General features: G+C 50.9%; 14 protein-coding genes. 4 read left to right on the top strand and 10 right to left on the bottom strand.

Annotated features, from left to right (window positions below):
* Window positions 1–8: 8 nt before the first annotated feature.
* The 4 genes from HMPREF1640_RS06695 (at window position 9) to HMPREF1640_RS06680 (ending at window position 8,278) form a co-directional block, all read left to right on the top strand.
* The gene (locus HMPREF1640_RS06695; protein ID WP_036893447.1) at window positions 9–3,188 is read left to right on the top strand and encodes a TonB-dependent receptor; all 3,180 of its coding nucleotides are present in this window, start codon (window positions 9–11) and stop codon (window positions 3,186–3,188) included.
* Window positions 3,189–3,203: 15 nt separating this feature from the next.
* Window positions 3,204–4,916: a RagB/SusD family nutrient uptake outer membrane protein gene (locus HMPREF1640_RS06690; protein ID WP_036893446.1), complete on the top strand. Its 1,713-nt coding sequence runs from the start codon at window positions 3,204–3,206 to the stop codon at window positions 4,914–4,916.
* Window positions 4,917–5,009: 93 nt separating this feature from the next.
* Entirely contained in the window at window positions 5,010–6,938 is a 1,929-nt protein-coding gene (locus tag HMPREF1640_RS06685; RefSeq protein WP_036893444.1) for a heparinase II/III-family protein, read from the top strand.
* 128 nt (window positions 6,939–7,066) lie between these two features.
* Window positions 7,067–8,278 (top strand): glycoside hydrolase family 88 protein, encoded by a 1,212-nt coding sequence (locus tag HMPREF1640_RS06680; RefSeq protein ID WP_231565857.1) that lies wholly within the window; start codon window positions 7,067–7,069, stop codon window positions 8,276–8,278.
* Between the two features lie 264 nt (window positions 8,279–8,542).
* Here the strand turns inward: HMPREF1640_RS06680 and HMPREF1640_RS06670 are convergent, their stop codons facing one another.
* From HMPREF1640_RS06670 to HMPREF1640_RS06625, 10 genes are all read right to left on the bottom strand, one after another.
* On the bottom strand, window positions 8,543–9,844 hold the full coding sequence (locus tag HMPREF1640_RS06670) for a hypothetical protein (protein WP_036893441.1): 1,302 nt from the start codon (window positions 9,842–9,844) through the stop codon (window positions 8,543–8,545).
* A gap of 32 nt (window positions 9,845–9,876) precedes the next feature.
* Entirely contained in the window at window positions 9,877–10,095 is a 219-nt protein-coding gene (locus HMPREF1640_RS06665; protein WP_036893440.1) for a hypothetical protein, read from the bottom strand.
* Window positions 10,096–10,118: 23 nt separating this feature from the next.
* A complete protein-coding gene (locus HMPREF1640_RS06660; RefSeq protein ID WP_036893439.1) occupies window positions 10,119–11,516 on the bottom strand; it encodes a RagB/SusD family nutrient uptake outer membrane protein in 1,398 nt (465 codons plus the stop codon).
* An 18-nt stretch (window positions 11,517–11,534) separates the two neighbouring features.
* Window positions 11,535–14,846: a SusC/RagA family TonB-linked outer membrane protein gene (locus tag HMPREF1640_RS06655; protein ID WP_081935306.1), complete on the bottom strand. Its 3,312-nt coding sequence runs from the start codon at window positions 14,844–14,846 to the stop codon at window positions 11,535–11,537.
* A gap of 16 nt (window positions 14,847–14,862) precedes the next feature.
* Entirely contained in the window at window positions 14,863–17,112 is a 2,250-nt protein-coding gene (locus HMPREF1640_RS06650) for a prolyl oligopeptidase family serine peptidase (protein ID WP_036893437.1), read from the bottom strand.
* Between the two features lie 5 nt (window positions 17,113–17,117).
* On the bottom strand, window positions 17,118–18,662 hold the full coding sequence (locus HMPREF1640_RS06645; RefSeq protein WP_036893436.1) for a S8 family serine peptidase: 1,545 nt from the start codon (window positions 18,660–18,662) through the stop codon (window positions 17,118–17,120).
* 739 nt (window positions 18,663–19,401) lie between these two features.
* Window positions 19,402–21,846, bottom strand: a complete 2,445-nt coding sequence (locus tag HMPREF1640_RS06640; protein WP_156098741.1) for a DUF4955 domain-containing protein — start codon at window positions 21,844–21,846, stop codon at window positions 19,402–19,404.
* Between the two features lie 12 nt (window positions 21,847–21,858).
* The gene (locus tag HMPREF1640_RS06635; protein WP_156098740.1) at window positions 21,859–22,692 is read right to left on the bottom strand and encodes a hypothetical protein; all 834 of its coding nucleotides are present in this window, start codon (window positions 22,690–22,692) and stop codon (window positions 21,859–21,861) included.
* Between the two features lie 34 nt (window positions 22,693–22,726).
* On the bottom strand, window positions 22,727–25,756 hold the full coding sequence (locus tag HMPREF1640_RS06630; protein ID WP_156098739.1) for a chondroitinase family polysaccharide lyase: 3,030 nt from the start codon (window positions 25,754–25,756) through the stop codon (window positions 22,727–22,729).
* Between the two features lie 25 nt (window positions 25,757–25,781).
* On the bottom strand, window positions 25,782–26,813 hold the full coding sequence (locus HMPREF1640_RS06625) for a DUF5017 domain-containing protein (protein ID WP_036893434.1): 1,032 nt from the start codon (window positions 26,811–26,813) through the stop codon (window positions 25,782–25,784).
* Window position 26,814: the final 1 nt, after the last annotated feature.

The following is a 26,814-nucleotide window of genomic DNA, read 5'->3' as shown; positions in this document are numbered from 1 at the left end:
TTAACAGCATGGAAACTTCTAAAAGTAATGTGCATTTGAGGAGGGTGTTCCTGTGTACGGCAATGTCTCTGACATTTTTAGCGCCCGTGGCGGGTGTTTGTGCCAGTAACATTAACGCTCTCGTCCCTGCCGGGAAAGTGGCTCAAGACGCGATAACCGTGAGCGGGACCGTCTCTGACGCCTTGGAACCCATGATTGGCGCGACCGTCATGGAGAAAGGCACTACGAATGGAACGGTGACAGATATTGATGGGCATTTCACCATCAAGGTATCTTCACCAAACGCCAAGTTGGTCATTTCGAGTGTGGGATATGTGACGCAGGAGATCAAGGTAGGCTCGCGACGCAACATCAGGGTGACCCTGAAAGAGGATGACAAATCGCTCAACGAGGTTGTCGTGGTGGGTTACGGTACCCAGAAAAAAGTAAACATGACAGGCTCGGTATCGGCTGTAAACGTGGCCGAATTGGCCGAAAGCCGTCCCATCACCAATGTATCGCAAGCCTTGGCGGGCATGGCGGCCGGTGTGTCCGTACGCTCAAACAACAACCAGCCTGGCAACGACAACGCGTCCATCTTGGTTCGCGGCCAGGGCACGTTGAACTCTTCAGCCCCATTGGTGATTATTGATGGCGCCGAGGCTGGTATCAACACGGTGAACCCACAGGACATCGAGTCGGTGTCTATATTGAAAGATGCCGCCTCGGCCGCAATCTATGGTTCGCGCGCCGCTAACGGCGTTATCCTTATCACCACCAAGAAGGGCAAGGCCGGCAAGGTGAAAGTGGATTACAACGGCTATGTGTCGTTTGAGTCCATTCGCAAGACTTTGACGCCGGTGTCTGATTATGCCACTTACATGGAATTGATTAACGAGGGCTACGTTAACAGCAAGAAGGCGGCCCCTTTTACCGAGGACGTAATCAAGGAGTGGAGAGACGATGGAGGCAAGAACCCACTGAAATATCCCAACACCAACTGGATAGACGAGACATTCAAGCCAGCCGTGGCAACAAACCATGTGGTTTCGGTGTCGGGCGGTTCGGACAAGGTCCGGTTCTATGGCTCGTTCGGCTACCTGAACAATCCCGGCGTGATGGCCAACGCTGGTTTCAGCAAGTGCAACGGACGGCTCAGCGTGGACGCGGACGTGACGAAATGGCTGAGCGTGGGCATGCAAATCAGCGGGTATGTGTCTGACATGCAACCGGGCGTGAACGAGATTGGCAACGTGTTTACCTATACCGCGGCCACCACGCCGGGTATGGTTTTCAAGGCCCCTGACGGTCGGTTTGGCGCCGTGAACAACACGCAGGACGCCTCTCAATCGTCTAATAACAATCCGTTGATTCGAGCTTACTCATGGAAAGGGGACAATCGCAAGAATAATTTTCACCCCCGTTTCACGGCTACCATCAAGCCAGCGCGAGGGCTTTCCTTGGCATTGAGCTACTCGTATGAGTTCCTCGATCACTTTACTTCTCGCAAGCCAGTGTTCCTCGAGGGATGGAACTTCTTGACGGAGATGCCTACTTTTACTAACAAGAGACGAACTACTTATCAAAATTACAATGGCAAGACGGAGCGTTATTTCAATGACGCGGTGCTGCGTTACGACAACAAGTTCTTCAAGAAGAGCCTCGCGATGAACTTTATGGTGGGCGCGAGTCAGGAGCTTTACCGTTTTAAGAGTTTCAGCGCGAGCAAGCAGGACATGATAGACCTTAGCATGGACGCCTTGGATGGTACCACGGGACAGGCTAACGCTGGTGGCTCGAGAACAGAATGGGCTATGCGTTCTTTCTTCACCCGTTTGAATTTAAACTGGCAAGAGAAGTATCTTTTTGAGTTTAACCTGCGCGCCGATGGCTCGTCAAGGTTCCAATCAAACAAGCGTTGGGGATATTTCCCATCAGCTTCTGCCGCATGGCGCATTGACCAAGAGAGGTTCATGGAAGGAGCTTTCAATAATCAATTGAGCAATTTGAAAGTGAGAGTGTCTTATGGCGCGCTGGGTAACAACGCTGTCGGAAACTATGATTCTCAATCGCTGTACACCACCAACAAGAACGAGTACAATTACGTTTTGGGCAATAGCATGGTGACAGGTTTGGCAAAAGCAGCTTTGGCTAATCCGCTTTTGACATGGGAGAGTACCAATGTGTTTGACGCTGGTTTAGACTTTGGATTTTTTAATAACCGCTTGACAGGCACGATCGACTACTTTAACAAGCGTACTACCGACATATTGATTAACCTTCCGGCGCCCGGCGTGCATGGAACTACATCGTTGCCTAAATCCAACAGCGCCATCGTGACCAACAATGGTTTTGAGTTTACGTTGGGATGGCAAGACAAAACGCAAGATTTCACTTATGGGGCGACGGCCAATTTGACCTATGTCACTAACAAGGTGAATAAGTTCAAGGGTACTGACAAAGGTGGCATGGCCATCAGTGGCGCCAACCTGATATGGGAAGGACACAGTATCAACTCACAATATTTGCTGCGAGTGGACAGAATTTTGCAAACCGATGAGGACATGAAGCTTGTTCAGCGGATGATTGACAATGCGCCGATTGGCTCTGACGGAAAGAAAGTAAATCCTTTTGCCGCTTTCGGCAAGCCAGAAAAGGGTGACCTGTTCTATAAGGATGTGAACAATGATGGTATCATTGACAACACGGACAAGGAGATAGTGAGCGACGGTCCCAACCATAAGGTGATGCTTGGGCTTAATCTTAACGCTGGATGGAGGGGCTTCGACTTGGCCGTGTTGACGCAGGGAGCTTTTGGAGGAAAAATGTTCTGGAGAACTGACGCGTACAACACCCCATCCGTTCGACGCGGATACCAACTCAACAAGGAAGTTGTGGAGGGCCGTTGGTATGAAGGCCGCACAGATGCCACATATCCGCGCCTGCTCGAGTATGGAGACAGGAGAAACCTTGGCTTTAGTGATTTCTTTTTGCAAGACTTGAGTTTCGTCAAGATTCGTAACATTCAATTGGGCTATTCGTTGCCCAAAGCTCTTGTCGGCAAATTGGGATTGGGACGTGTCCGCGTATATGGCAGCTTGGAAAACTTCTTTACCTTCACCAAGTATAAAGGCTTCGACCCGGAGGTTAGTGGTATGGCTTACCCATCGATGAAGCAAGCTGTATTTGGTCTTAACGTATCATTCTAATAAAACGCAATCACAATGAAAAAGAAATATATAACAATAGCGTTGGCTGCCATGACATTGTCGCTTTCAGGTTGCTATGACCTTGATCGCGTTCCGGCAGACCAACTCAGTTCCGGCAAGTTCTACAAGAACGAGGATCACGCCAAAGCCGCGATGATGGCCGTGTACAGCAAGATGAAACACGAAGATGTTTTTGGCCTGCAATTCGCGATGGACGCTCTGGGAGGCATTGCCATGGGTTATGACAATGCGTCTTATCAAGTGTTCCAGCGTGGCAGGTACGATGTCAAAGCGGGTAAGGTCTTGGCAAAATGGCAGCATCTTTATGAGGGTATAGCGCGCGCCAACGACGTGCTCCAGAATGTGGACAAGTGTGAGATGACCGACGATTTGAAGGCCCAATACAAGGGCGAGGCCAAGTTTATGCGCGCCTTGTACTATTTTACGTTGATGGATTTCTTCGGCGGCGTGCCAATCTACGACGAGTCTGTCGTCGTGGCCGATAGCTATGCGGATATGAAAGAGCCTCGCAGCTCGGCTGAGAAGGTGAGAGAATTTGTGCTTAAAGATCTCGCCGAGGCGGAGCGCGTGCTTCCCGAGGCGTGGGGGAAAGCGGACGAAGGTCGCGCCACCAAATATGCGGCCATCGCCCTCATGGGCAAGGTTTATCTCTACAACAAGCAGTATAAAGAGGCGGCCGACTGTTTCAAGACTGTGGTAAACAGCGGTAAATTCGCGCTTTACGATAATTACGCGGAGCTTTTTAAACCCGGAGGCGACGAGAGCTCGGAGATGATTTTCGCCATCCAGAACATGGGAGGCGTGGGCACCGACAAGGGTATGCCCATGTGCTTCTATATGGGATCTCGAGCGACGTTTGGCAGTTGCTGGAACAATGTGATGGTGGCCACTACCTTTGTGGACCAATATGAGTGCAAGGATGGAAAACCTTTCAATTGGAACGATTGGTTCCCCGGCATCTCCAAGGACAAGAAAGTGAAAGAGAACACGTTCCGCGCAAAATTGGATAAGAAAACGGGCAAGGTGGTCAAGTATCCTGACGGAAAGAAAAAATTGCTCCAAATGTACGATCAGCGCGACCCGCGCATGGCCGCGAGCGTCATCCTGCCATATTCGAATTATATGGGATGGTTTAAAAACCAACTCGCCCCTTGTGAGTATGTGATAGCTGGGGGAATTAACGATGGCAAGGGTTACATCCGTGTAAATGGTGGCTACGAGACCTACCTGTGGCGCAAATTCGTGCCGGAGGGCAACATGGATGGGGCTCTCAACAACCGCGCGCACACGCCAATCAACTTTCCGCTGATACGTTATGCTGATGTGTTGTTGATGTTGGCCGAGTGTGAAAATGAGCTTGGAAACCAAGCCGAGGCGGTCAAACTGATTAACCAAGTGCGTGCCCGCAAGTCGGTTAACATGCCTGGTATCAACAGTGGCCCCGCTTGGTTGAAGGCCAATACCAAAGAGGAGGTATTCGCTCGCATACGCCATGAGCGCGCCGTTGAGTTGGCTGGAGAGGGACTCAGCTTTAGTGACATGAAACGCTGGCATCTGCTTGAGACTCTCAATGGAAAGAAAGAGAATGACATTACAGGTAAGTTCCGCTACGAGCGCGTAGTGACTTCGCGCGATTATCTTTGGCCTATACCGGCCGACGAGATCGAGAAGAATGACAAATTGGAGCAAAATCCAGGTTGGTCATAACCTTCAATCAGTGTATTCAATATAAATAATGATCACGCTCCCTGTATGGGTGTGAACCTGTACAGGGAGCTTTTTTGAAAAATCAATCGCATTATGAAGAAATCTCTTGCCTTCATAGTTTTGCTCTTCTTTGTGCTTACACGTTTGCAAGCATATGAAACGTGCGATCTTTTGCAACATTCCGCAACAGAAAGCCAAGTGCGCCAATCCTTGGTAATGGATAGAAAATGGGTGCCTTATCCAGCTTATTCTGACAGAGAGGGATGGGATAAGTTTTTGGGAAATTACAAATCCGCGATCATCAAGAACGGCGAAAGGTACCTGGATTACCATTGGCGGGTGGTTCGCGCCTCTGAATATTTGGAGTACGAGAAATCGGGAAGCCGCAAGATTATGGAAAATCCCAATAACGGTAACGCCACAGCTTTCAGCGCAATGTTGATGGCAGAGCTTGCCGAGGGAAAGGGACGATTTATCAATGACTTGATGAACGGTGTGTTTTATTTTTCTGAAATGACTTCGTGGGCGGAGTCCGCGCACCTTATGGCTTACCAAAAAACCAAGCGGTCTTTGCCCGACCATCGTGAGCAGATATTGGAACTGCATCAAGGCGGGATGGCGCAGATGCTTTCTTGGACCTACTATTTCCTTAAACCACGGTTTGACGCCATTGACCCTGTCATAGCCATACGCTTGCGAGACGAACTTCAAAAGCGTGAGCTTGACCCTTATTTGCGGCGTGATGACTTCTGGTGGATGGCCACAAACTGTAAGCCGGGCAGGATGGTTAACAATTGGAATCCATGGTGTAACTCCAACGCGCTGTTCTGTTTTATGCTTTTGGAAGATGATCCCGATGTGCTGACAAAGGCTATATGTAAATCAATGAGGTCTGTAGACCAATATCTTAACTATGTAAAAAGTGATGGGGCCTGTGAGGAAGGACCTTCTTACTGGGGGCACGCGGCGGGCAAACTCTATGATTATCTGTCCGCCCTTCGCATGATTACGGGCGGCAAGGTCAATCTATTTACAAACCAACTGGTCAAGGCTATGGGCGAATACATTGTCCGCTCGTACATTGGCGATGAGTGGGTGGTCAATTTTGCCGACGCCGCCGCCCGCGCGGTGGAGGTCAACACGCCCCTAATTTATCGTTATGGCATGGCTGTCAACAGTACGCCCATGAAGGCTATGGCAGCCATGCGAGAAAGAATGCATCCCACAAAACTGCCTTCCAAGTGGATGGATTTGTACATCGGGCTCGAGACATTGCGTTTCTTGCCTCTGTTGCAGGCGGAGACCGCCGTTTACAAACCTGCCGACTTTACATGGTATCCACAAACCGAGTTTTGCTATATGCGTAGCGGCAAGGCTTTCCTCGCGGCCAAAGGTGGTTTTAATGATGAGAGTCACAACCACAATGACGTGGGTACTTTCATCTTCGCTTATAACAATACGCCCCTTCTCGTCGATGCTGGCGTGGGCACTTACACCCGTAAAACCTTTAGTAGTGAGCGCTATTCTATTTGGACAATGCAGAGCAACTACCACAATTTGCCATTGATTAACGGCGTGGCGCAGCCTCATGGGGCTGGCTACAAGGCTTCTGGCGTGAAGGTGGACCGGCGCAAGCAAACCTTTGCGGCCAATATCGCGACAGCCTATCCGGTTGAGGCCCAAGTGGCCAAGTGGGTTCGCGGCTACAAGCTAAAAAAGAACGGCCTGATCGTAACCGACGATTTTGTGTTGAATAAAGCCAAAGCTCCCAATCAAATAAACTTTTTGACGTGGGGCGATGTAGATATTACGACCAATGGCGTTGTCAAGATTGTCGCCAGAGGAGTGGGCGCTCGTCTCAAATATGATGACGCGACGTTCAGACCTTCGATAGAAAAGATAGAACTGTCAGACCCTCGTCTTTCCAACGTTTGGGGCAGGTCGCTCTACCGTGTCACCCTAACGGCCAAAAAAATGCCCAGCGCGGGCAACTATAAATACGAAATACAGGTCGTGAAATAGACTTTGGTCCATGAGATGTTGTCACGCCTTACGCTATGCCGGGAGACACGATTCGTCTAAAAAATAAACCATATAATATAGCAAATCACATGAGAAAAACTATCCTGACTTTAGCTTTCTTGTCAAGTATGACAATGATTTCGGCTAAGTCCAATTGTGGCCCGAATATTTTGGAGACCAAAAAGGCCATCGAAAATGCCAGCGCGCAGCTCAAGAATGAGTTGGACGTGATAGCGCGTAGTGGCAAACTGCTAAACCCTGTGACTCTCACCAAGGACAACAAGGTTTTCTATTGCGACTACGAGGATTGGCGCAGCGGTTTCTTTCCCGGCAGCCTATGGTATATGTATGAACTCACCGGGGACGAATATTGGGCTGACAAGGCCGCTACGTTCACCAAGTCTATCGAGCAGGCCAAGACCTTGACATGGCACCATGACATTGGTTTCATCGTCAATTGCAGCTTTGGCAACCAGATGAGACTGTCTCCCAAAGGCTACGAAGAGAGCAAGGAGGCCATGATAGAGGCCGCCAAGTCGCTCATCACTCGTTTCCGTCCATCGGCCGGCATAATCCAGTCGTGGAACGTTGACCGTGGTTGGCAATCCAAGCGAGGCTGGCAATGTCCCGTCATCATTGACAACATGATGAATCTCGAATTGCTTTTCAAAGCTACGCAGCTCACCCACGACTCTGTATATTATAAGGTGGCCGTGAGCCATGCCAACCGAACCATGCAAGAACAGTTTCGGCCTGACGGCAGCTGTTACCACGTTGTGGACTATGATTTGAGCGACGGGCACGTGCGTCACCGCCATACCGCTCAGGGCTATTCGCACGAATCTATCTGGAGTAGGGGCCAAGCATGGGCCATTTATGGCTATACCATGTGCTATCGCTATACCAGCGATCCTCGCTATCTCAACCAAGCCATCAAGACTTACAAGATGATGAGAAACCATCCGGCCATGCCTGCCGACGGCGTCCCTTATTGGGACATGAGCACTCCTAATATTCCCAATGAGTATCGCGACGTCTCTTCGGCCGCGTGCATAGCCTCCGCGCTCTATGAGATGAGTGCCTACGATTTGCAGAACGCCAACGAATACAGGGCCTACGCGGACAAGATTATGACGAGTCTCGCCTCTTCGGCCTATACTGCCAAACTTGGCCAGAATGGCAATTTCATCTTGATGCACTCCGTGGGCAGCATTCCGCATAACAATGAGATAGACAAACCACTCAACTACGCAGACTATTACTATCTCGAGGCATTGGTGCGAAAGGCCCGTTTGGATCTTTATTTCCAAAAGGTTATCGCGCGGGAAAAGAAAAAGTGAGTTGAGAAGATAGGACGCTTGCCAAATAGCCCTTATACGCCGCCAAGCGTATAAGGGCTATTTGGTAGTGTGAAAGACGGCAAGGATTGTATGCTTGCTTTTCACTTCCAATTGTATGCTTGCCAATATAATTGCCAAGTGGGACGGGCGCGCGCTTGTCGTCCATCCCACTAACAAGTACATACTTGAGGCTAAGCCTTGCGATGTTCCCATGACGTGTCGCGTGGCGGAATGCTATGCAATGCTCCGCCACGGCCCCATGGGTCAAGGCTTGGCCTTGCTTACCTTGGTGAACAACACGCGCAAGGGGCATGACAACATGACGGGCTCACCCTCCACGGCAGAGTATTCCATCATCTCGTAGGTTTCTTTCCATGTAGATCCCCAATCCATCTTGATGGTGTTTTCCACTGGCTTGTAGTCGTAGATGGTCATCTCAAGCATCTCCTCGCCAGTGTCCTTGCTCTTCACCAATCTGAATCCTACACGAGCCTGCTTTATGTTTTGGTCTTTCTCGTCCATGGACAGGTTCACGTTGTCTATCCTCAAGACGCTAAGTTGCGCTTTGGGCATTGGCCATCCGCCATACTCTTGCATCATTTCAACGCGCGTGCCCATATAGGTGGCTTTGCCCGGGGCTGTGAAATAGTTTTTCAACTTGCCTTTCAGTTGAGGCGTGAAAATGTAAGCGTCGTTGTCTCCCTTGAACGTTATGAGGTCGTTTTCGGGCGTTCCGTCTACCAACACTTCCGCGTTGGCTCCCATGTTATCCTTTAGCCACTTGGCGTTGGACACGGTCTTGAAGGCCCACGTGCCGTTGAAGTTGGCCGGCCCTACTATTTGTATGGTCATCATGGAGTTTTTTCCTACTGACAGGTTGTCGGTGGCGGGCAGCCTGAACACTATCTTGTCCTTGCCTTTTTCAAGTTTCAGGAAATCGAGGGCGATAGTGCCGGTGTTGTCCCCAGGCTTGAAGACTATCTTCTTCTCGTCGTTCGCAAATTTGAAGTGTGTGCCCTCGATGGCCGTGGAGAGCTCTTTGTCTAACTCGACATCTAATTTTGTCTCGGTGTTGAAGCTGAAACGGTCACCCTTGTCGGTCCTGATGGACACGGCGAAAGCGTTGGACAGCGCCAATTGCGCCTTGGTGTCGTCGAACGAGTAGATGTTGGCTCCCACGAAATACACCTCGGAATACTTGAGCATGCCCACTTTCACGCCGTTTGTAGGTTGCAGCGTTGCCATGAGTGTCTTGCTGGCGGACACTTTTTTTCGGGTCAATGTGATAAAGGCTTGGCTGTCGCCTTTTTTTACATGAAAGGCGTTTGCCGATGCCGTGAAGTCCACGCCCTCTTCGGCTCCGGTGAATTTCACGGGTATCTCAAGGTCGGTCTCGGCTGGCTTGATGGTTTTCATGCCAAGTCTTACCGTGGCCCCCACCTCGTTTTGGAGGGTGTAGTAGGCTTTCTCCGTGCCTACGGGCATGCCTGTCTGTGTGCTCTCGTCTTCTTTGCAAGATGCGAAAACAAGGCAGAGCAGCGTCATTAGAAATATGGTTTTCTTCATGATTGAAAGTCTATATGTCAATAATGTTATGCCTATTTTACGGCGTTCTCGTACTCATTTTTCACGCTGTCCGCCATGTCGCGTTCCTCATTGGTTAGCGAGGTGGGGTCGGGCAGCTTGTAAACACGGTTTGCCGTGGCGTTTTTGTCAACGCGCGGCGGCATCTCATCTGTTTTTTCGCATGCGCAAAAAGTTGCCATGCCGATACACATCGTGGCTGTGAGCGTTAATTTGAATATATTGTTTTTCATCGTTCGTTCTTCTATTTTGAATGTTATATGGCATCTTTGTAGCCTTCGTTTTGCGCGATGCCGGGATTAATGCGCAGCTCAGACTCTGGGATGGGCATGGTGTACATGTATCTCTCCGTGTTGTAGCGCAATCCGTCGTAGGCGGTCCAAAACTCGGGCGCGCCGTTTCGTTTCAGCTCAAACATGCGGTCGCCCTCCATGAACATCTCTTTGCGGCGCTCATTCAGAATCACGGCCATGAGTTTGGACAGTGGTTTGCCCTCGGCGTCCACCACGATGCGTTCTTGGCTGTTCCTCTCGGGCAACTTGTCGAGGCTCAGTGGCTGGGCGTCTTTAATGCGCAGGCTACGCAGCAGGTTGATGGCGGCCAAGGCTTCGGCATCTTTGCCCATGTGGGCGTAGCTTTCTGCCAGCATGAGTTGCAGTTCGGCGGAGCGCATTCCGCAGAAAATGGGCTTTGTAGCCTTGCGCTTTTTGTTTACAAATAGGCTTGCTCGCACATCGTTTGCAATCTCGTCTTTCGCGAAACACTGCATGTAACGCTTGCTTACAGGCCGATAGGCTATGGAAGCGGCTTTGCTTTCGTACTCCTGCACGGTGGTGGTCGTCGTCGAGCGATATGCGGTCATGATATGGTTGCCCTCTTTTGGAGAGCCGGGGTTGATGACCATCATCTTGTATGCCTCGCCTCCCACAAGTGGGTATAACTTGATTAGCTCGTTTGCCAAAGGCACCACCTTGTCCCATTGTTCTGTCCAGAAATACAGCTGGGCTAAATATCCTTTGGTGACAGGCTCCGTGAAACGATACAAATCGTTAGTGCAATGATAGTTGATAGAGGCTTTCAGGTCACGCTCTATTTGGTCAATGGTTTGCTGCAAGGTGCTACGGACAGGCCGAGCTTCCATGTCAAAGCTAACCACCAATGGCAATCCTAATTGCTTGTCGAACTGTCCCTTGATGGGCGAGGGGCAAAACATGCGCATAAGCTGGTAGTAAGCCACGCCGCGCAGGGCATAGGCGGCGGCCAAGACATTGTTGGCCTCTTGGCTGTCTCGTTCTTTCATGTTGGCGATTACGATGTTGCAGTCTCGAATCAGGGCATAGTTTCGCCAATATGCCGATTGCGAATAGCTGTTGACGATGTTTCCGATATAGAATGGCATGGCTCTTCCCGATTGCTCGGTGAGGCTGGCTTCGAAGTCGTCGCCTCCCGCAAGGTCAAAGTCAAGGCAAGCGGAGGCGTTAAATACAACATAGTTTTCGCTGCCCTCATCAATGGCATTGAGATATGGGTGGATGAGCGCGGCAAACTCTTCTGCCGTCTTGGGGATGGTGCGTCCATACGGTTTGATGTCAAGGTATTTATCGCACGAAGTCAACAGCAGTATTGTCGATATGATAATGAATATTTTCTTCATGTTTTGTTGTGTTATGATTTAGAAACCTACTGATAGTCCGAATGTGAATGTTCGTGCCATGGGGTAAACCGCTCCGGGAATTTCCGGGTCTATTCCCGAGTAGTTTGTCAGCGTGAGCAGGTTGTTCATGGTGAACGATACAGACATTGAGCTGAGGCGCAATGGGCGAATAACCGATTCCTCAAACGAGTAGTTCAGGTAGAGAGAGCCTATTTTGAAATAGGATACGTCTTCCAATGTGGATGCCTTCGTAATCGTGCTCGCCGTTGTCATGTAGTTCTTCAGACCTAAAAACTCGCCGTATGCGTCGATGATTCGTGGGTATGCGTCGGTGCGTGGGTTGTCTGGAGTCCAGCGGTTTACCACGTCACGCCGCACGTTGAGATGGTTGACGTACAAGTCGTTGATTTGCGCGGGGATGCGCTCAATGGTCTTACCCTCGAGAGAACTGTAGTCCACGGGGCAAGTTACGTCGTTCACGATTTTGCCACCAATAGAGAAAGAGCCTCCCACGCCAATGGAGAACCGCTTGTAAGATAGACTGATGCTGTAACCGCCATTGGTGGGTGCGTTGCCCGTGCCAAGGTAGAACAGGTAGTTCTCATAGTTGTAGTAGTCGGCCGCGCTGTTGAACACCGCGTCGGGGCGAGGCTCGTAAGCGTAAATACCGGTCATTTCGTCTACGCCGATAAGTTTTCCGCTGAAGATACTTCCCAATGGATAGCCCTCGTATCTCCCGGAGCTGAGGCCAGAAGTGGGTGGCGTGTATTTCACCAACTTGTTGTAGTTGTATGCCATGTTGGCCGTCAACGAGCCGCTCCAATCTTTTGTTTTCAGGAATTGGGCATACAATGTAAGTTCCAATCCATTGTTTTCAAGGGTTGAAGTGTTAAATTTTTGTGTGCTAAAGCCTGTTGTGTAAGGCACTCTTATTTCTGACACGGCATCTTCCGTGCGCCTTTTGTAGGCCTCGGCGCTTAGTCGTAGTCGCTCGTTGAAGAAGCCCGCGTCTAATGATAGTTTCATGTCGCGTGTCTTTTCCCAGCGCAGTTTGTCGTTGGGGGCGTTCTTCAAGAAGCCCATGCGATAGTAGTCGTTGTCGGTTCGCCTGAACACATTGACATAGTCCATTACTAATTGGGGATAGACAGATTTGTTAATGTTGCCCGTATAGCCGAAAGCTGTTCTTACCGACAGGCTGCTCACGATGGGTTTTAAAGGTTTCATGAAGTTTTCTTGGTCCACGTTCCATGACAGGCCGAGTGACCCCGTGGGGTTGAATTGTTCGTTGCTGCCAAAGTTGTTGGACCCATCCGTGCGCGCCGTCAGGCTTGCTACGTATCGATTGCGGTACGAATAGTCCATCGACATGTAGAAAGACGCGAATCGATCTTCCACGATGCTCTGTCCGCTCAGGCCGTTCACGATGCTCGCGTAGCGCAGCAAGGTTCCGGTGTCAATCTTCGTGCCCTCGGGGAATGTTGGTATGGAGGCGTTTCCCGACACAGGGTCGTAGCCGTAACGCTTGGTGAAAATGCTTTTGGCGTATTGCCCGCGAATCTCCGCCCCCAACAGCGCGCTCACGTAATGGTTATCCTTGAATGTGTTGAAGAAGTGGAATTGGCCGCGCAAGTTGTAGTTTTTGTTGTAAGCGGAAGATTGCGATATGGAGCTGTACACTCTTTTCGAGGTTTGGCGATTGGGCTCGAATGGCCTGTCCATCCAAGCCGCGTAGGTGTCCTTGCCGTTATAGTTGTCAGAGTTGTTGTTGTTGTATCCATATGAGGCCAAGCCCTCGAAGTTCAGGCAATCGAGTATCTTCACCGATAGATTGGCTATGGTCGTGACGTTGAAGTTCTTGGATTCAGAGTTTGTGTTGTTCAGCTCGCGCAGCACGTTGAAGCCGTTGGGCGGCATGGGAAAATCCATGTTGCCATTGGCCAATCGCAAATAGTGGTATGTTTGGTCACCGGCGTAGCTGCCGTCATCGTTGTATGGCCGTTCGTAAGGGTTGGCGAAGTAGGCGTAATTGAACATGTCCACCCCGGCGGATGAGCCGTGAGACCCTTGCCAAGACAGGTCTATGGACAGCCCTAACTTGACCCTGCTGTTGGCTTGCATGTCTAATTTTGACGAAATGTTATAGCGGTCATAGCTGCTTCGTTTAACCAAGCCGTTGTTGTTGCCATATCCCAATGAGATGTAATAATTGCTTTTCTCGCCACCTCCAGACATGGATAGGTAGTGGCTTTGCGACACGGAGTTGCGAAACAGCTCTTTGAACCAGTCGGTGGAGTGGCCTCGCAGTTTTTCTATCTCGGCGTCTTGCTGTTGCTTCGACAGCCCCGCGTATTTGCCATATCCTGACCTTATCATGCCCACCGCGCCTATCACGGGGTATGTTTGCTTGTTGTTGAAACGGCTGGCGGAGAACTGATCCCAAAGTTTTTGCTCCCAGTCGAGTTTCTCGCTTGCGTTCATCAGGTTGGCGTCTCTTGGCGGTGTCGTGGTCAATGACACGTTGGTGGAGTAGCTCATGTGCATTTTTCCTTTTTGCCCGCGCTTGGTTGTCACCACGATTACGCCGCCAGCGGCACGCGAGCCATAGATGGCGGCTGCCGAGGCGTCTTTCAATACCGTCACGGACTCTATGTCATTGGGGTTGATGCCGGATATGCCATTGGTGAATATCTCGCTAAAATCGCCAGCCCTGATTTGGCTGTTCGTGGCTATGGTGGGCACGTTCTGTTGCAATGGCACGCCGTCTACCACCCAAAGAGGGTCCGCGTTGCCGGTGATGGTGTTGGTTCCCCTGATTCTCACCTTGGCCGTTTCGCCGGGTCTACCTGACAACGCTTTCACGTCCAAGCCCGCGACCTTGCCTTGAAGCAACAGGTCGAGGTTGTTCAAAGGTCTGTCTTTCAGTTCCTTGGCATCTATCGTGGCCACCGAGCCTGTGATACGGCGCTTCGTGGTGCGCTGATAGCCGGTGACAACAACTTGATCGAGTGTCTTCTCGTCATTGCTTAGCGTGATGGTGCCGGATATAGGCTTGTTCACAACGAGCGTGCGAGGCTGCATGCCCAAATACGAGACAGTGATTTTTTCACCTTTCCTAACCCAAAGTTTGACCTTGCCATCCATGTCGGTCAACACGGGGATGGGCTTGCCCGACACTTTTACGGTAGCTCCGGGCAGACCTTCTCCTGTCGCGTCCACAACGACAATGTCGACAAGGATGTCGGAGTCGCCGTGCGTATTTTGTGCATAGGTAGCTTGCAGAACGCATGCACAAAACAACATCAATAATAAAACTTTTAATTTTGTCATACTGTCCGTCATTTTGTTATTTATGGTTGATAATGTCAATGTCTCTCTCCGAGGGGGTGATGAGGTTCTCCTTGAAGTAATATCTTATCAGGTTTTGATAGTAATTGTCCCACACTCCATGGTCTTTCCCGGGCAGGATTATCATGTCAAACCTCTTGTTCTTGTCTATGAGAGCCTTGGCCAAGCGCAGCGTCGAGGCGTAGGGCACGTTGTCGTCCACGTCGCCCGATATGAGCAGGAGCTTGCCTTTGAGGTTCGCGGCCAATTCCATGTTGGTTGGAATCTTCTTTAATCCGTGGAAAGTCTCTCCCCACCACTGTATGTAAATGTTGTTGTCATGGTTGCCGGAGGCCGCCACCCCCACCTTGTAGAAGTCTGGATAGGTCATCATGGCGGTCGCGGCCATGGCTCCACCGCCGGAATGCCCGTATATACCCACCCTTGTTGTATCTATAAACGCGTATTGCCGGGCGAGCGTCTCAATGGCGTGCTTGTCGTCCGCAATGGCGTAATCGCGCAAATTGCCGTATCCATAGCAGTAAAAATCGCGTCCTCGCAGGGGCGAGCTGCCTCTTGGCGCCACTGTCACCACCACGAAGCCCATCTCCGCCAAACTCTGGTTTCCGTTGTCGTCAATGGCAAACGAGCGTGGCAATTGGTCGTCTTGCGGTCCTGGATAGACGTTGGAGATGATGGGATATTTCTTGGCCGGGTCCATGTTTGTGGGTGTGTACATCAGTCCGTAAAGATCCGTCTTGTTGTCGGCGGCCTTCAGTTTGACGCGCTTGGGTGGCATCCAGCCGGCTTTTCTCAATTTGTTGTCATCGCGTTGGGCAAACTCAAAATACCGCTCGCCGTTTTTCATGGACACAATGTTGTACACTGTCGGCAAATCCATGCGCGAGTAACTATCTATGGCATACATGCCGTCATCGCAGAATTGCAATTCGTGCGTGCCGTCTCCGTGGCTCAGGCACTGTTGCCCCTTGCCATCAAGCGAGGCCCTGTATTGAAATTTGTAATAAGGGTCAACGCCCTTTTCATTTCCGTACCCGGTGAAATACACTTGTCGTCTGAGCGTGTCGATACGGATTATGTTGCCCGCCACAAGATTGTCACCTTTTGTCACTCGACGTATCAACTTGCCGTTCCTGTCGTAAAGGTAGTAATTCCCTTTGCCTGTTCTCTCCGACCACCACAAAATTTCCTTGCCTTTATTCAGCAGTCGGTAATCGAAAAGGTTCACGTTGACATGTGGACGGCAAACCTCGCTTATCACGGTCTCCACCTTTCCGGTGGGAATGTAGACCCGACAAAGTTCCAATGTGTCCACTCCTCGGTTCCTGCGTATGAAATATAGGTCATCGCCCGCGTCGCCAAAGTTCATTGACACAAACTGGTCTTTAAATTTATAGATGGGCAACAAGCGGCCTTCCCGCTTGTCCGCGTCATACCAAAACAGCTTGAACTGCCTCACATGCTTCTCGTTGGGCAGTGGCATTTTTTTTGTTATGAGCTTGGGGCGTCTCTTGGCCAAGGCGTTGATGATATAAAGGTCGCCCACCTTGCTGTCATCATTGACAAAGTTCAGGTATATGTGCCCTTTCCATTTGCCGCTCTGGTTGCTTTCCAAGAGCGTGTCTTTGGCCGATTTGTAGCAGTATGAGCCGTTCTCCACGCCGTCTGTGGTGAGCTGTGTCGTTTTGCCGGTGCGATTGTCCCGTACGTACAGGTTGTATTTGTCGCCAAGCATTGTAAACGTGGAGTCGGCCGTTGATGAGCCGGCATGGTAAGATGGCACGCGCGAACGGTTGCTCCGCGACGTTGTTTCGCGATTGTCCATGGTCATTTCTCCGCTTTTCCTATGGTACACCAAGCGTTTGCCTTTGCGTGTCCAGTAGAACTTGGACGTGTCGTCCGCGCTCATCTCGATAGAGTACAGCGTAAAGTTAGCGGTGGTCATCGTGGTGTCGCCGGTGAGTTCGCGATATTGTCTCACGAAGTTGTCGACGTTTTCGACCAGTCGTTCAGGCTTCCTGTTTTTCAGGCTTACTATATAATATACGTTCTGCCCATTCTCCATTTTGTTGTATTTCACGAAGTGAGAGCCTTTCACCCAATCGGGCAAGACGGCATTTTCGTAATACAATTTAGAGAGGTTGGCCTCTGACATCCGCTCCACGCGTTTCCAGTCTACGTTTTGGCTTTTGGCCGTGCACGCGCACAAGCATGCCGCGCCAAGTATGGTTATTTTAAGAAATCTCATATATCCTATTTGTATTTTCGTGCCATTTTCACTGCCGCCAACGCGTCCACGATGCCGTTGCACACCGACAGCCCTTGCTCGTCCATGCGCGAGGCGCTCTCCATGAGAATGTGTTTCACCTCCGTGGCGGTGAGTCTTGGAAAATAAGAGCGTATCATCGCCGCTACGCCGGCTACCACCGGCGCGGCCAAACTGGTGCCCTGCGAGAGGTCTTTCTTGTTGCCTGGAAATACAGACGCTATGTACTCGCCCGGTGCGAAAATATCAACGTTTCGCGCTCCATAGTTTGATATTTTCGAGGCGTGCCCATGCATGTCCGTCGCTCCCACGCGTATGTAGTTGTCAAAGCGCCGTCCCTGTTTGTCCACCGCTGTCGGAAAGTAGTTCGCGCGGTCTATGTCCTTGTGGTCGTTGCCTGCCGCTTGCACGATTAGCGCGTCGTGTCGCGCCGCGTAGGCGATGGCATCGTTCACCATGTCAGCCTGTGGCGAGGTGTATTTTCCAAAGCTCATGTTGATGACCTTGGCGCCATTGTCAACGGCGTAGCGTATGGCCGTGGACACGTCCTTGTCATACTCATCGCCGTCGGGACAAATTCTGATCGTCATAATCTTGGCCTCGGGACAGATGCCCTCATATCGTTTGTCGTCCGGCGTTTGTCCGGCGATGATGCCAGCCACGAACGTGCCGTGCTCGCATCCATCCACCGTGAGCGTGTTGTTGCCATAGTGGATGTCGCTTGCGTCGTTCATGTTGTCGCCCATCAGGGTGCGCTTGTCAATGTCGCGCTCTATGCTGGCAATTCGATTTTGCATGAGTTGCAGTGCCGCTTGCTGCCTCTGCTTGAATTTTGCCCAACTCATGCTTCCTCCGGAGCGCACGATGTCCGCTATCTGCGCGCTCACCCAACTCTCCCATCGAGGCTCGTTCACATCAAGTCGCATCACGTTTGTCACGCTCATGGTATCGGCGTCGATGCCCGGCATGGCTTGTACGATCGAGTCTATGGCGTGGCGCGCCATGGCTTTTTGTTGCGCGAAGGCGTAAGCCTTCAAATATCCGTTAATGCCCGCGGCCTTGCGCATGGCCAGGTAATATTGGTATTCGGCGTTGTTTGCCATCTCTTCGGCGTTGATATGCTTGTATTTGGGGTACAAACGCTTAAACTCCCTGAACTCTTGGGTGCCCGCGGAGGTCATGTTGAATGTTCCATCGGCCGTGCCCAGAAAGTTCCAGCCGTGCAAATCGTCCACGTAGCCATTGCCGTCGTTGTCCTTGCCATCCGGTTTCTCTTTGGGGTTAGACCACAAGGCTGGCCGAACGCTCTCGAGGGTGGTGTCTATGCCTGAGTCTATAACACCGACAACAATGTTCTTTTTGATGCCAAACCATCGTTCACCCATGTATATTCTTGCCGCCTCTGTGTTGGCTCCACGCAGGTTCTCACCGCACAGTTTGTGCCACCCGGCGTAATTTTTTATTTGTTTTGATTGCGAGAGGGCGGACGTGAAACACGTGCCCAAAATCAAGAGAATACCTATTTTCTTCATGTCATATACCTAATGAAAAGCGCAAAGCGTCATAAAAAAATGCAAATTTAACTATAATAAAATGATTTTCCTATTTTTTCGCCCGCTTATTTGTAAACAATCATGTTTTTATGGCTTTTACTCACATTTTCTTATATTGCAAACGCTGTTCGCGATAAATCCTCAAAAAAAACGGACAAAAGGTCTCTCGCGCTTCGCGTATTTGCAAGCCGCCGACCTTTCGCTCGCAAATACACGAAAAATGAGCGTTTCTCCCAACGGTCTGTCATTTAAAAAGTTATGCCGTTTTGTGTGCGAGCCTGTCATTAAAAATCATTCGAGGACTTGCCATTAAGGCTTAATCGGCATGCGTTTAAGGCTTAAAGACGAGACGGTAAGGCTCGAAACGCGTCGCGTTTGCAACCTGACCGCGTCGCCTATCGGTATCAATCGCATGTTGCCAGCGCTATGACTGTGTCACCGCAACTTGTCTTTTGATGAGTTCGCACGGTTTTCAGGCTCTGTAACGGTCGTGTGGTGGGTGCAGTTTTTTGTGACTATTATTTGACAAATATGGGTTTGATTCGTCGCGAAAAACAAAAAGAGGCAAACTGCTTTCGCGCAAGTTTGCCTCCAATGAAAAGGTCACTAATGGTGTAATTTTAAACTGCTCGGACTTGATGCCATTTGGCATTTCGCGTCACTAATCTCTATCGCGGCGTGATCTCTGTGCCCAAATGTCTTGGGCTGTCGCCACGTGTCATAGCCGGCCGATTTTTTTGCCGTTGCGTATATACAACCCTTTGGGCAATTTGTCGATGTCTGTGCCCAGGTAATGACCATTGAGATCGTAAATGTTGGGGTTATGTTGGCGTCTCGTCAGCGTTGTGTGGCCTATGCTTGTGGGTAGGGTGTTTCCGTCTTTGTCTTTTATTGTGATGCTGTACACATAGATGCCATTGCTCGAGGTGATGGCCACGTCGCCGTCTTCGGCCACTTTTCCGATACAGGTTTGCTCTTGCAGGTTGTTGGCCGCGGCGTTGCCAAAGCCCTCTTCCACGTCAAGGTTGTGAGCGTCGAGATAGCGAGGGTTGGGGCTTGTCACCGACCGGCATCCCACGATGACCGTTTGTCCCGCTTTTAAGTTGGGTATGACGATGGCCAAATTCTTGGCGTTGAGGTTGATGGCTTGCCTCTCAGCGTCGGTGTATATGCGCAGTTTGCCTATGCTTATGGGCTTCACGGTTTTTGTCCCGGGTATGTAAGTGCAAAACAACAGTCCACGCGCAAAGGCTGGTTCCATGTTGTTGACCATGAGTTTGCCGGCGTATCGCGACAAGTGCTTGGCCTCTACCGGCTCGGTGCCTGCCTTGCCTATGGCGCTTGCGTTTTGGAACACGGGGTTGTTGCCGCTGTCAGTGGTTTTCCGCCATTTGCCAACGCCGCTTGCGTCGGTTTCAAACGCGTTCCTGTCTTTGTCGGCCATGAGGTTGAAAATCCATGTCTTCCCGAGTGCCGACACATGGTCCACGCGCTCGAGTTCTGACAGCCACGCGGGCACGTGCCCCAATCTTCGTTTCAGTTGTTCAGCGTAGAGCGAGTGGGGTAGTACGGGTGTGCCGTGGCTTTCGTCGCGTTTGGTTTGGCCGTCGGCGAACTTCATGTCGTAGTCGCCGTGTATGCCCACGATGGTAGGCGGCAACATTTTTATCCAGATGTTTTTGTTGTCCCACCAACGGTAGGGCAGCATCTTGAGCGTTTGGAGCGACGTGTTGGTCACGTACAGGTTCCAGAGCGTGAGATCGTCAAGGTGGTTGGGCAGCTGGTATTTGTCTCCACCGCATCGCAGTTGCATCAGTCCGCCCCGGCATACGTCTATGAGCGTGGCTCGCGGCTGTGTGGCGTGCGCCTCGAAACATGCGTCCACGCCCCATGCGCAGTTCCAGACGACAGTGCCTATGCTCTGCTTGGACACGCCGCAAGCGTGATATTGGCCCACGCTCTTTGCCCACGCGTTGCGCGTGTCGTTGTAAATGCCATCAGAGTAGTCGCTCACTTTGCCGATAAACACGCGCGAGGATGCCTGCGAGCGAATGGAAGAGTGGCCGCGGTTGCCCGTGATGAGGATGTCGTAAGCCGAGCAGTTGGCGCACCAAGTGAAAGTGAGGGCTTCGCTCACGCTGTGAAACGCCACGCGGCGCACCCATGAGTTAGTCAGCCTGACCATGTCCAAGGGCTTGTATGCGCCATCGTCTTCCCACGATCCGTGGTGCTTAAAGTCGGGTTTGGCATAGCCCACGAAGGTCACATCCTCCACGCCCACATTCTCAAAACACTTGTAGTTTTGGATGGTCCAGCCGTATTGACTTTCCACGGCGTGCATCAACGGCTCCTTGAACGTCACCTTGCCGTTGCCCACTGCCGCCACTTGATGGTAGTCTACAACCTGCACCCCCTCGTTTATGAGGTTCGTCATGGTTTTGTACAAGGGTTGTCCTAACAACTCCTTGTCGATGAGCGCGCGGTCGTTGTTCTTGAGATGGAGCGTCACCCAGTCGCCCACGTGGATGTTCTTGGTATCGTCAACCGTCACCTCGAAGCTCCCCTTTGGGGCGTCGGCTGTCACGTTGGCCCATACCGGGACAGGTTTTTCACCATTGTTCCTGATGGAAATCATGGTCGGTGAGCTCCACATGTTTTTTGGGTTTTTAGGCAAGTTGGGGTCTTGCATCACCAATTGGGTTTTGTCACGGCCTGCGCCTTTGATAATAAGGTTGCCCGCGTCGATATTGATGGTCTTGGAGGCCCGTTGCCCGGCTCTGTTTGTGGAGTTGTCCGCGCTGGTGTGCAGGATGTATCGTCCTGCCGGGAAATAGATGATGGCGTTGGCTTGGCCGCCATTTTTTCTCGCCTTGTTTTTGATTTTGGCCACCAACCGGTCAAAGGCGGCACGGTCTGAGAGGTCGTCGGTACCGTCAAGCCCATATTTTGTCACGTCGTAAACGGTGTAACCCAAGGTGTAGACATCGGCTGGAGCCACCTCGCCGTGCTTGTATCCGGCGAAGGAGAAATCCAAGAGCGCGTTGTCGGGCGATCGATTGACAAACTGTTGCCATGCGATGGCGGTGTTAGAAACACCACCATCCGCCATGAGTGGCAGGGTGGTGGTGAAGAAAAGAGAAATAAATAATGCAGTGATTTTCACGGTAGAAAGTGATTATTTGATAATTTTTTTACCATTCAGGATGTACATGCCATGTTGCAACGCGTTGATATTGTTACCCATATAGTGGCCGTTGAGGTCATAAACCTTGTTGTCTTGCGTGACTTGTGTTATATTATCAATTCCCGTGGTAATGACGTTGCCATCCTTGTCCTTGATGGTAATATCGTAAATGAAGGCTCCTCCGTTAGTGGTAACAAACCACGCTGCACCATCTTCAGCAACTTTTCCTTCAGCAACATGTGTGTTTTTGCCCTCACCAGGATGTTGTACGAACGTGTTTCCACTGTCAAAGTTATACCCACTGAGGAATTCTTCGTCCTTGCCATTGCTTGCACGATAGCTCACACTGACTTGCATTCCCTTTTTGAGATTTGGGATTACGATAGCAAAGTTATTACCATTAAGCCTGATAGCATTTGTTTTTTTAGGAGTGCACACAAACCAAATACTTCCAAGGTGGTTTTTCTTGTTAGGATAATGTGCCTTGAATTGCTTATTCCCATCAAGATAAATCCCAAACAACAGTCCCTTGACACATGCAAACTCCTTGCCTTCTTTATTAGTAAGTTTTCCACCATAATTGACAATGTTTTGCACGGTAATAGGCACTTTCTTCTTGTCCGTATGGCTATTTGCGCCAATACGTGTCATATTTTTGTAAATATTTTCCTGTTTTCCCCATGTGCCATCGCTAACAGCCTCTTCAAACTCGGCTATTTGTTCTTGTGTGAACTTGGTGAAATCATAAGTTTTTGCCTCGGTTTGCGCATTTGCTACAGACGCTGCCATACACAGCCCTGCAATGAATAAAGTTTTTGTTTTCATAAGCATAATTTTTTAATGGTTTATATTATAGTTCTCATTGGTTGAGTTCCAAGTCGTAGCTCAGTCCGTCTTTGCAGACAAATCGGATGGTGGTGGTCTTGCTGTCTTGCGCCACTAACTTGATATTGTCTGTCTCGTTGAACTTCCATTTGCCTATCAGAGTGACCGTGACGGGTATCTCCAAACTCGGATTGTCTCTCCATGGGCGACTGTAGATGCTGCGTTCCACGCGCTTGCCGTCTTTATAGACATCGTCGCTTGGCCCGCGATAGAGTGCCAGGTCGGGTTGCGCCACGGTGAGTATCATGCGTTTGGGCGTGATGTAGCGCGCCATGGCAAGGCACGAGGTGTCAGTTCGGGCTATCGGGCTGCCCGGGAGGTAGCCCTTGGGGGTCTCGAAGATGGCGTAAGAAATGGTGTTGGTGGCCTTGGACGACACGATGTGCGCGTCTCTGTTTTTGGCAATCACCGTGTAAGAGGGGTGCCGCGCGAACGCCTCCATTTGCTCGGCGGTGGTGCGTGGCAACACGGCGTACTCGTATTCGGCATTCTTGGGCGCCTTGCCGTGGTTGATGACGAGCGATGTCCATGTGCCCTCGGTCTCGGCTCCGGTCTTCTCGTTGCGCGATTTTTGCGGTACCAATGGCGTGAACACTGCCTTTTGCGGCGAGTAATAGCCCGTGCCGAGATTGTCCAGCCACCATTTTCCGTTGTCATGGAAGCCCTGCCAATACTTTCGGGCGGCGTTGTCGTTGGCCTCCAATTGGAATATTGTTGTCTCGGTGGGGTATTGGTCCACGTCATTCTCAATGTCGCTGCCAAGACAAACGATAACCCCGTCGAAGAAGTGGTACGACTTGCGGGCGCGGTGCGAGCCGTTGTATTTGTCGTGCTCGTGCAGCTTCATGGCGAAGTTGCCGTTTACGCCAAGTTGAGACAGGCCGCCTGCGAACGCCTCGTCGGAGTATAACATCTCTTCGACGCCGGACGATATGTCCACGTTTCTGATCTTGGCTTTCAACTCGTCGAATGGCAAATGTATGGACGTTACGCCCGGAATGCGGTTCCAGTCGAACCCGTCTTGAACCCATCCGCTGGTTTTTGGCGTTACGTCTACGCCCTCGGGGGCGGTCATAATCTGCATGCTTCCATAGCCCAAGTAGCGTCCGTAGAGGTTCTCGCCCACGTAGTGCTCGGCTCCCCAAAGATAACGGCTTGTGCCACGAACCACGGCCGACCAGTTGGCGCGGCGCTGCACGGCGGTGCATCCATAGCTGAGCGAGAGGTTTCCTTGTGGGTCTTCCTCTGCAAAACAACCTTTGATTTGGAACCGCTGGTATGTTTTTTTCTCCAATGTGGAGCGTGGGTTGTTGCCCAGACGCATGTAGACGGCCGCCATGTCGCGGTCGAAATCGTGCTGTTTGTCGGGGGTGCCTGCCATCGCCATGTAGGCATAGTGTATGGGTGTGAGCCTGCCTTTGCCGTCAGGATGGCGACCGGACAGGGCGAGTGGGAAGTGCAGCTTGTTGCAATAGAAACGCATGGCCAGCAAAACGTTCTTCACTGTTTGGTGCGCCAACTCGCCAACGGCAAACTGTGTGCCGCTCAAGATGTAAATCATCTGCGTCGCGCCGTTGAGGCCTCCTACCGCATAGGCTGGATAATTGTTGCAATGGTGGTAGCCAGAGCCGTCGATTTTGAATGCGTCGGCCAGTCCGGGGGCGGGCCGGCATCCCCAATCAAGCCAACGACTGCACGAGCGAAGGTATCTCACTTTCTCCGGAGAGTCGTCCATGAGAAGTATGCTCGACATGCATCCCACTGACGAAGTGTTGAACGTATCCATGTCAATGCCATTGCCAACCGGTTTTTGATAGAGCTTGTTGGTTTGCCCATACCATAGCATGGTCTTTACGGCCTCGTCTAATTTGCCCTCTTTCTTGAGCGCGTCTTTCATCAGGAAGTAGGCTATATACATGTCCCTGAGACTGTAACCATAATGATGGATGTTGCCCCAGCAAGAGCCAAAGGTAACGCCTTGGTCAGTGATATGATCGTACATGAGCATGAACATGTCCTTCAATTCGGCCTTGTCTGTCTCGTTGGTGGCATTGTTGTAGCCAATGGCCATGCGCAACATGAGCTTGAAATAGTCGGCCATCTCAAAACCGGTGCGTGTCAACATGTCCTTGTCCCAATTGGGAATCATTCGCTCGTAGGCCTCGGCATGGCGTACAAACCATATCGGCATGCCAGAAATGACGCCCTTTTTGCGGGTGATGCGATATTTGGCGAATTGCGTCCGCATCTCTTCCATCTGCTTGGGATAGAGTTTTGCGGGTGTGTAGATGATGGAGCGGAACTTGTCTTCCATCTTCTTGATGTCGCGACGCTGTTCGTCGGTGACGGGTTGCAAGGCGATGTCGGGCTGTGTGCGGTAGCTTTGGTTCACCACCAACCAGTGATTCTTGGTTTTCTTGTTGACGAAAGGCACTTGCAAGTCGGCCGTTTGCTGTCTTGGGTCCACCTTGATGGCGGTGATGAGATGGTCAAAAAAGAGCGTGCCCTTGGTGTCGGGGGCCACTATCTTGACTTCGTCCATGCCCACTTCGGGTTTGCCCTGCATGTCGCGCTCATAGCATACCCATGCGCCCCGCCACCCTTTGAAGTTGATGCCAAAGGGAAACGAGGTGCAAAGTTTGCCGTTTTTGAGAAATTGGAAGGTAATGGTTTTGCCCGGTTGGGGCTTCTCGCTGTACACCCAAACGATGAAAGCCGAGAGGTAGTTGTCCCTATCGCCCTTTATTTTAGGCTCAAACCGCAGGTCTCTTTTAAGGCTGAGAGTCGCGTTGGGAGAGTAATTCCATTGCAATGACTTCTTGCCGTTTTTGTAATGGGCGGTCGAAAGTTCCACGCTCGATTTGACGGTTTGCGCCGATTGCAAATCTTTCTCGTTCTCAAAAGAGAACATCCTTGGGTCGTTGAAGAGCTGGCCCTTTACCTGTGTGGGGGTGAAGAGCCAACCGACCGCACCTAAAAGTATGATAGAAACGGTTTTTTTCATGCTTGTTGATAATAAGACTTTGTTGTCAATCCACGACCTTGATGTTGATTTCGCGAATGACTCTTGACTCGTGCTTGTAGTTGCTGTTGGTGGCTATGAACGTGGCCTTGTACTCTCCCGCCTTGTTATAGGTGTGGGAATAGCTGTTGAGAGCCTTGGTGATGTTTTTGATGGCCATGCCTCGATCAGGCGAGCAAGCGTTGCACATGATGAGATTGGATACAAGCCAGCTGTATTTGAGGGGGGCGCCGCCGCCTGAACTGTGGATAAAGAAGTCGCCTTTGCCTGCGTCTTTCAGGTTCCAGATGCCACTCATGTTGTTAGTAACCGTGCCGTAAGCCCTATTGTCTTTCATATTTTTCTGATCGTTCAAGTTGTGTCGCCACATCATATTGAGGGGTGTGAAACCAAAATTGCCCGCGTAAAGGGTGGAGGTGGTTCCGTTTTTCAACTTGTTCTCTATTTTCATGTGCACGAAATTCATGCGAGGTTGGGTAGCCTTGTTGCTGTGTCCGGTATAGGATATGGCCAATGCGAGGCGTTTGCCCAAATAGGATTTGAGGTCAATCTCGAAAGATTTGGCCTTTTTGGCGTTGCCCGGAGCCTGTGGAAGCTCTGCCTGTGGCACCAAATCTTTCCACTTGTGAGTCTCCACCAACATGGAGTCTGCGTTGAAATCGTTTTTCTTCAATCCGGGGAAATCATCCGAAATCATCATTTTCAGCACGTTTTTTGTGCACTCTCCGTTGCCGTATTGCGCCCAAACCGAGAAGATCAGCTTGGACGACGCGATGTCTTCGGGCGGCACTTGGTCGCGGTTTCTGTATTGAAACTCATGGCCAGCCTCGCCACTGAAAAAAGATATGTTATCCGGATCGCCAGCGAAAAGGAATTGCACGGGCTGTCCTTTCTTGACGACGAAAGTGTCGTTTATCTTAGAAATGTTCTCGTTTCGCGCCACGTCAACGCTCAGCGTAGCCTCTTCGGCAAGCTCATTGTTGCACGCCGCGAACGTCGCTGCTATCGCAGAGATCAGTATATATTTGCTTATTTTCATG

Source organism: Prevotella sp. S7-1-8 (assembly GCF_000758925.1).
Taxonomy (GTDB): Bacteria; Bacteroidota; Bacteroidia; order Bacteroidales; family Bacteroidaceae; genus Prevotella.
The sequence above is the reverse complement of the archived record's forward strand: the minus strand, read 5'-3'. Positions and strand labels throughout refer to the sequence as shown.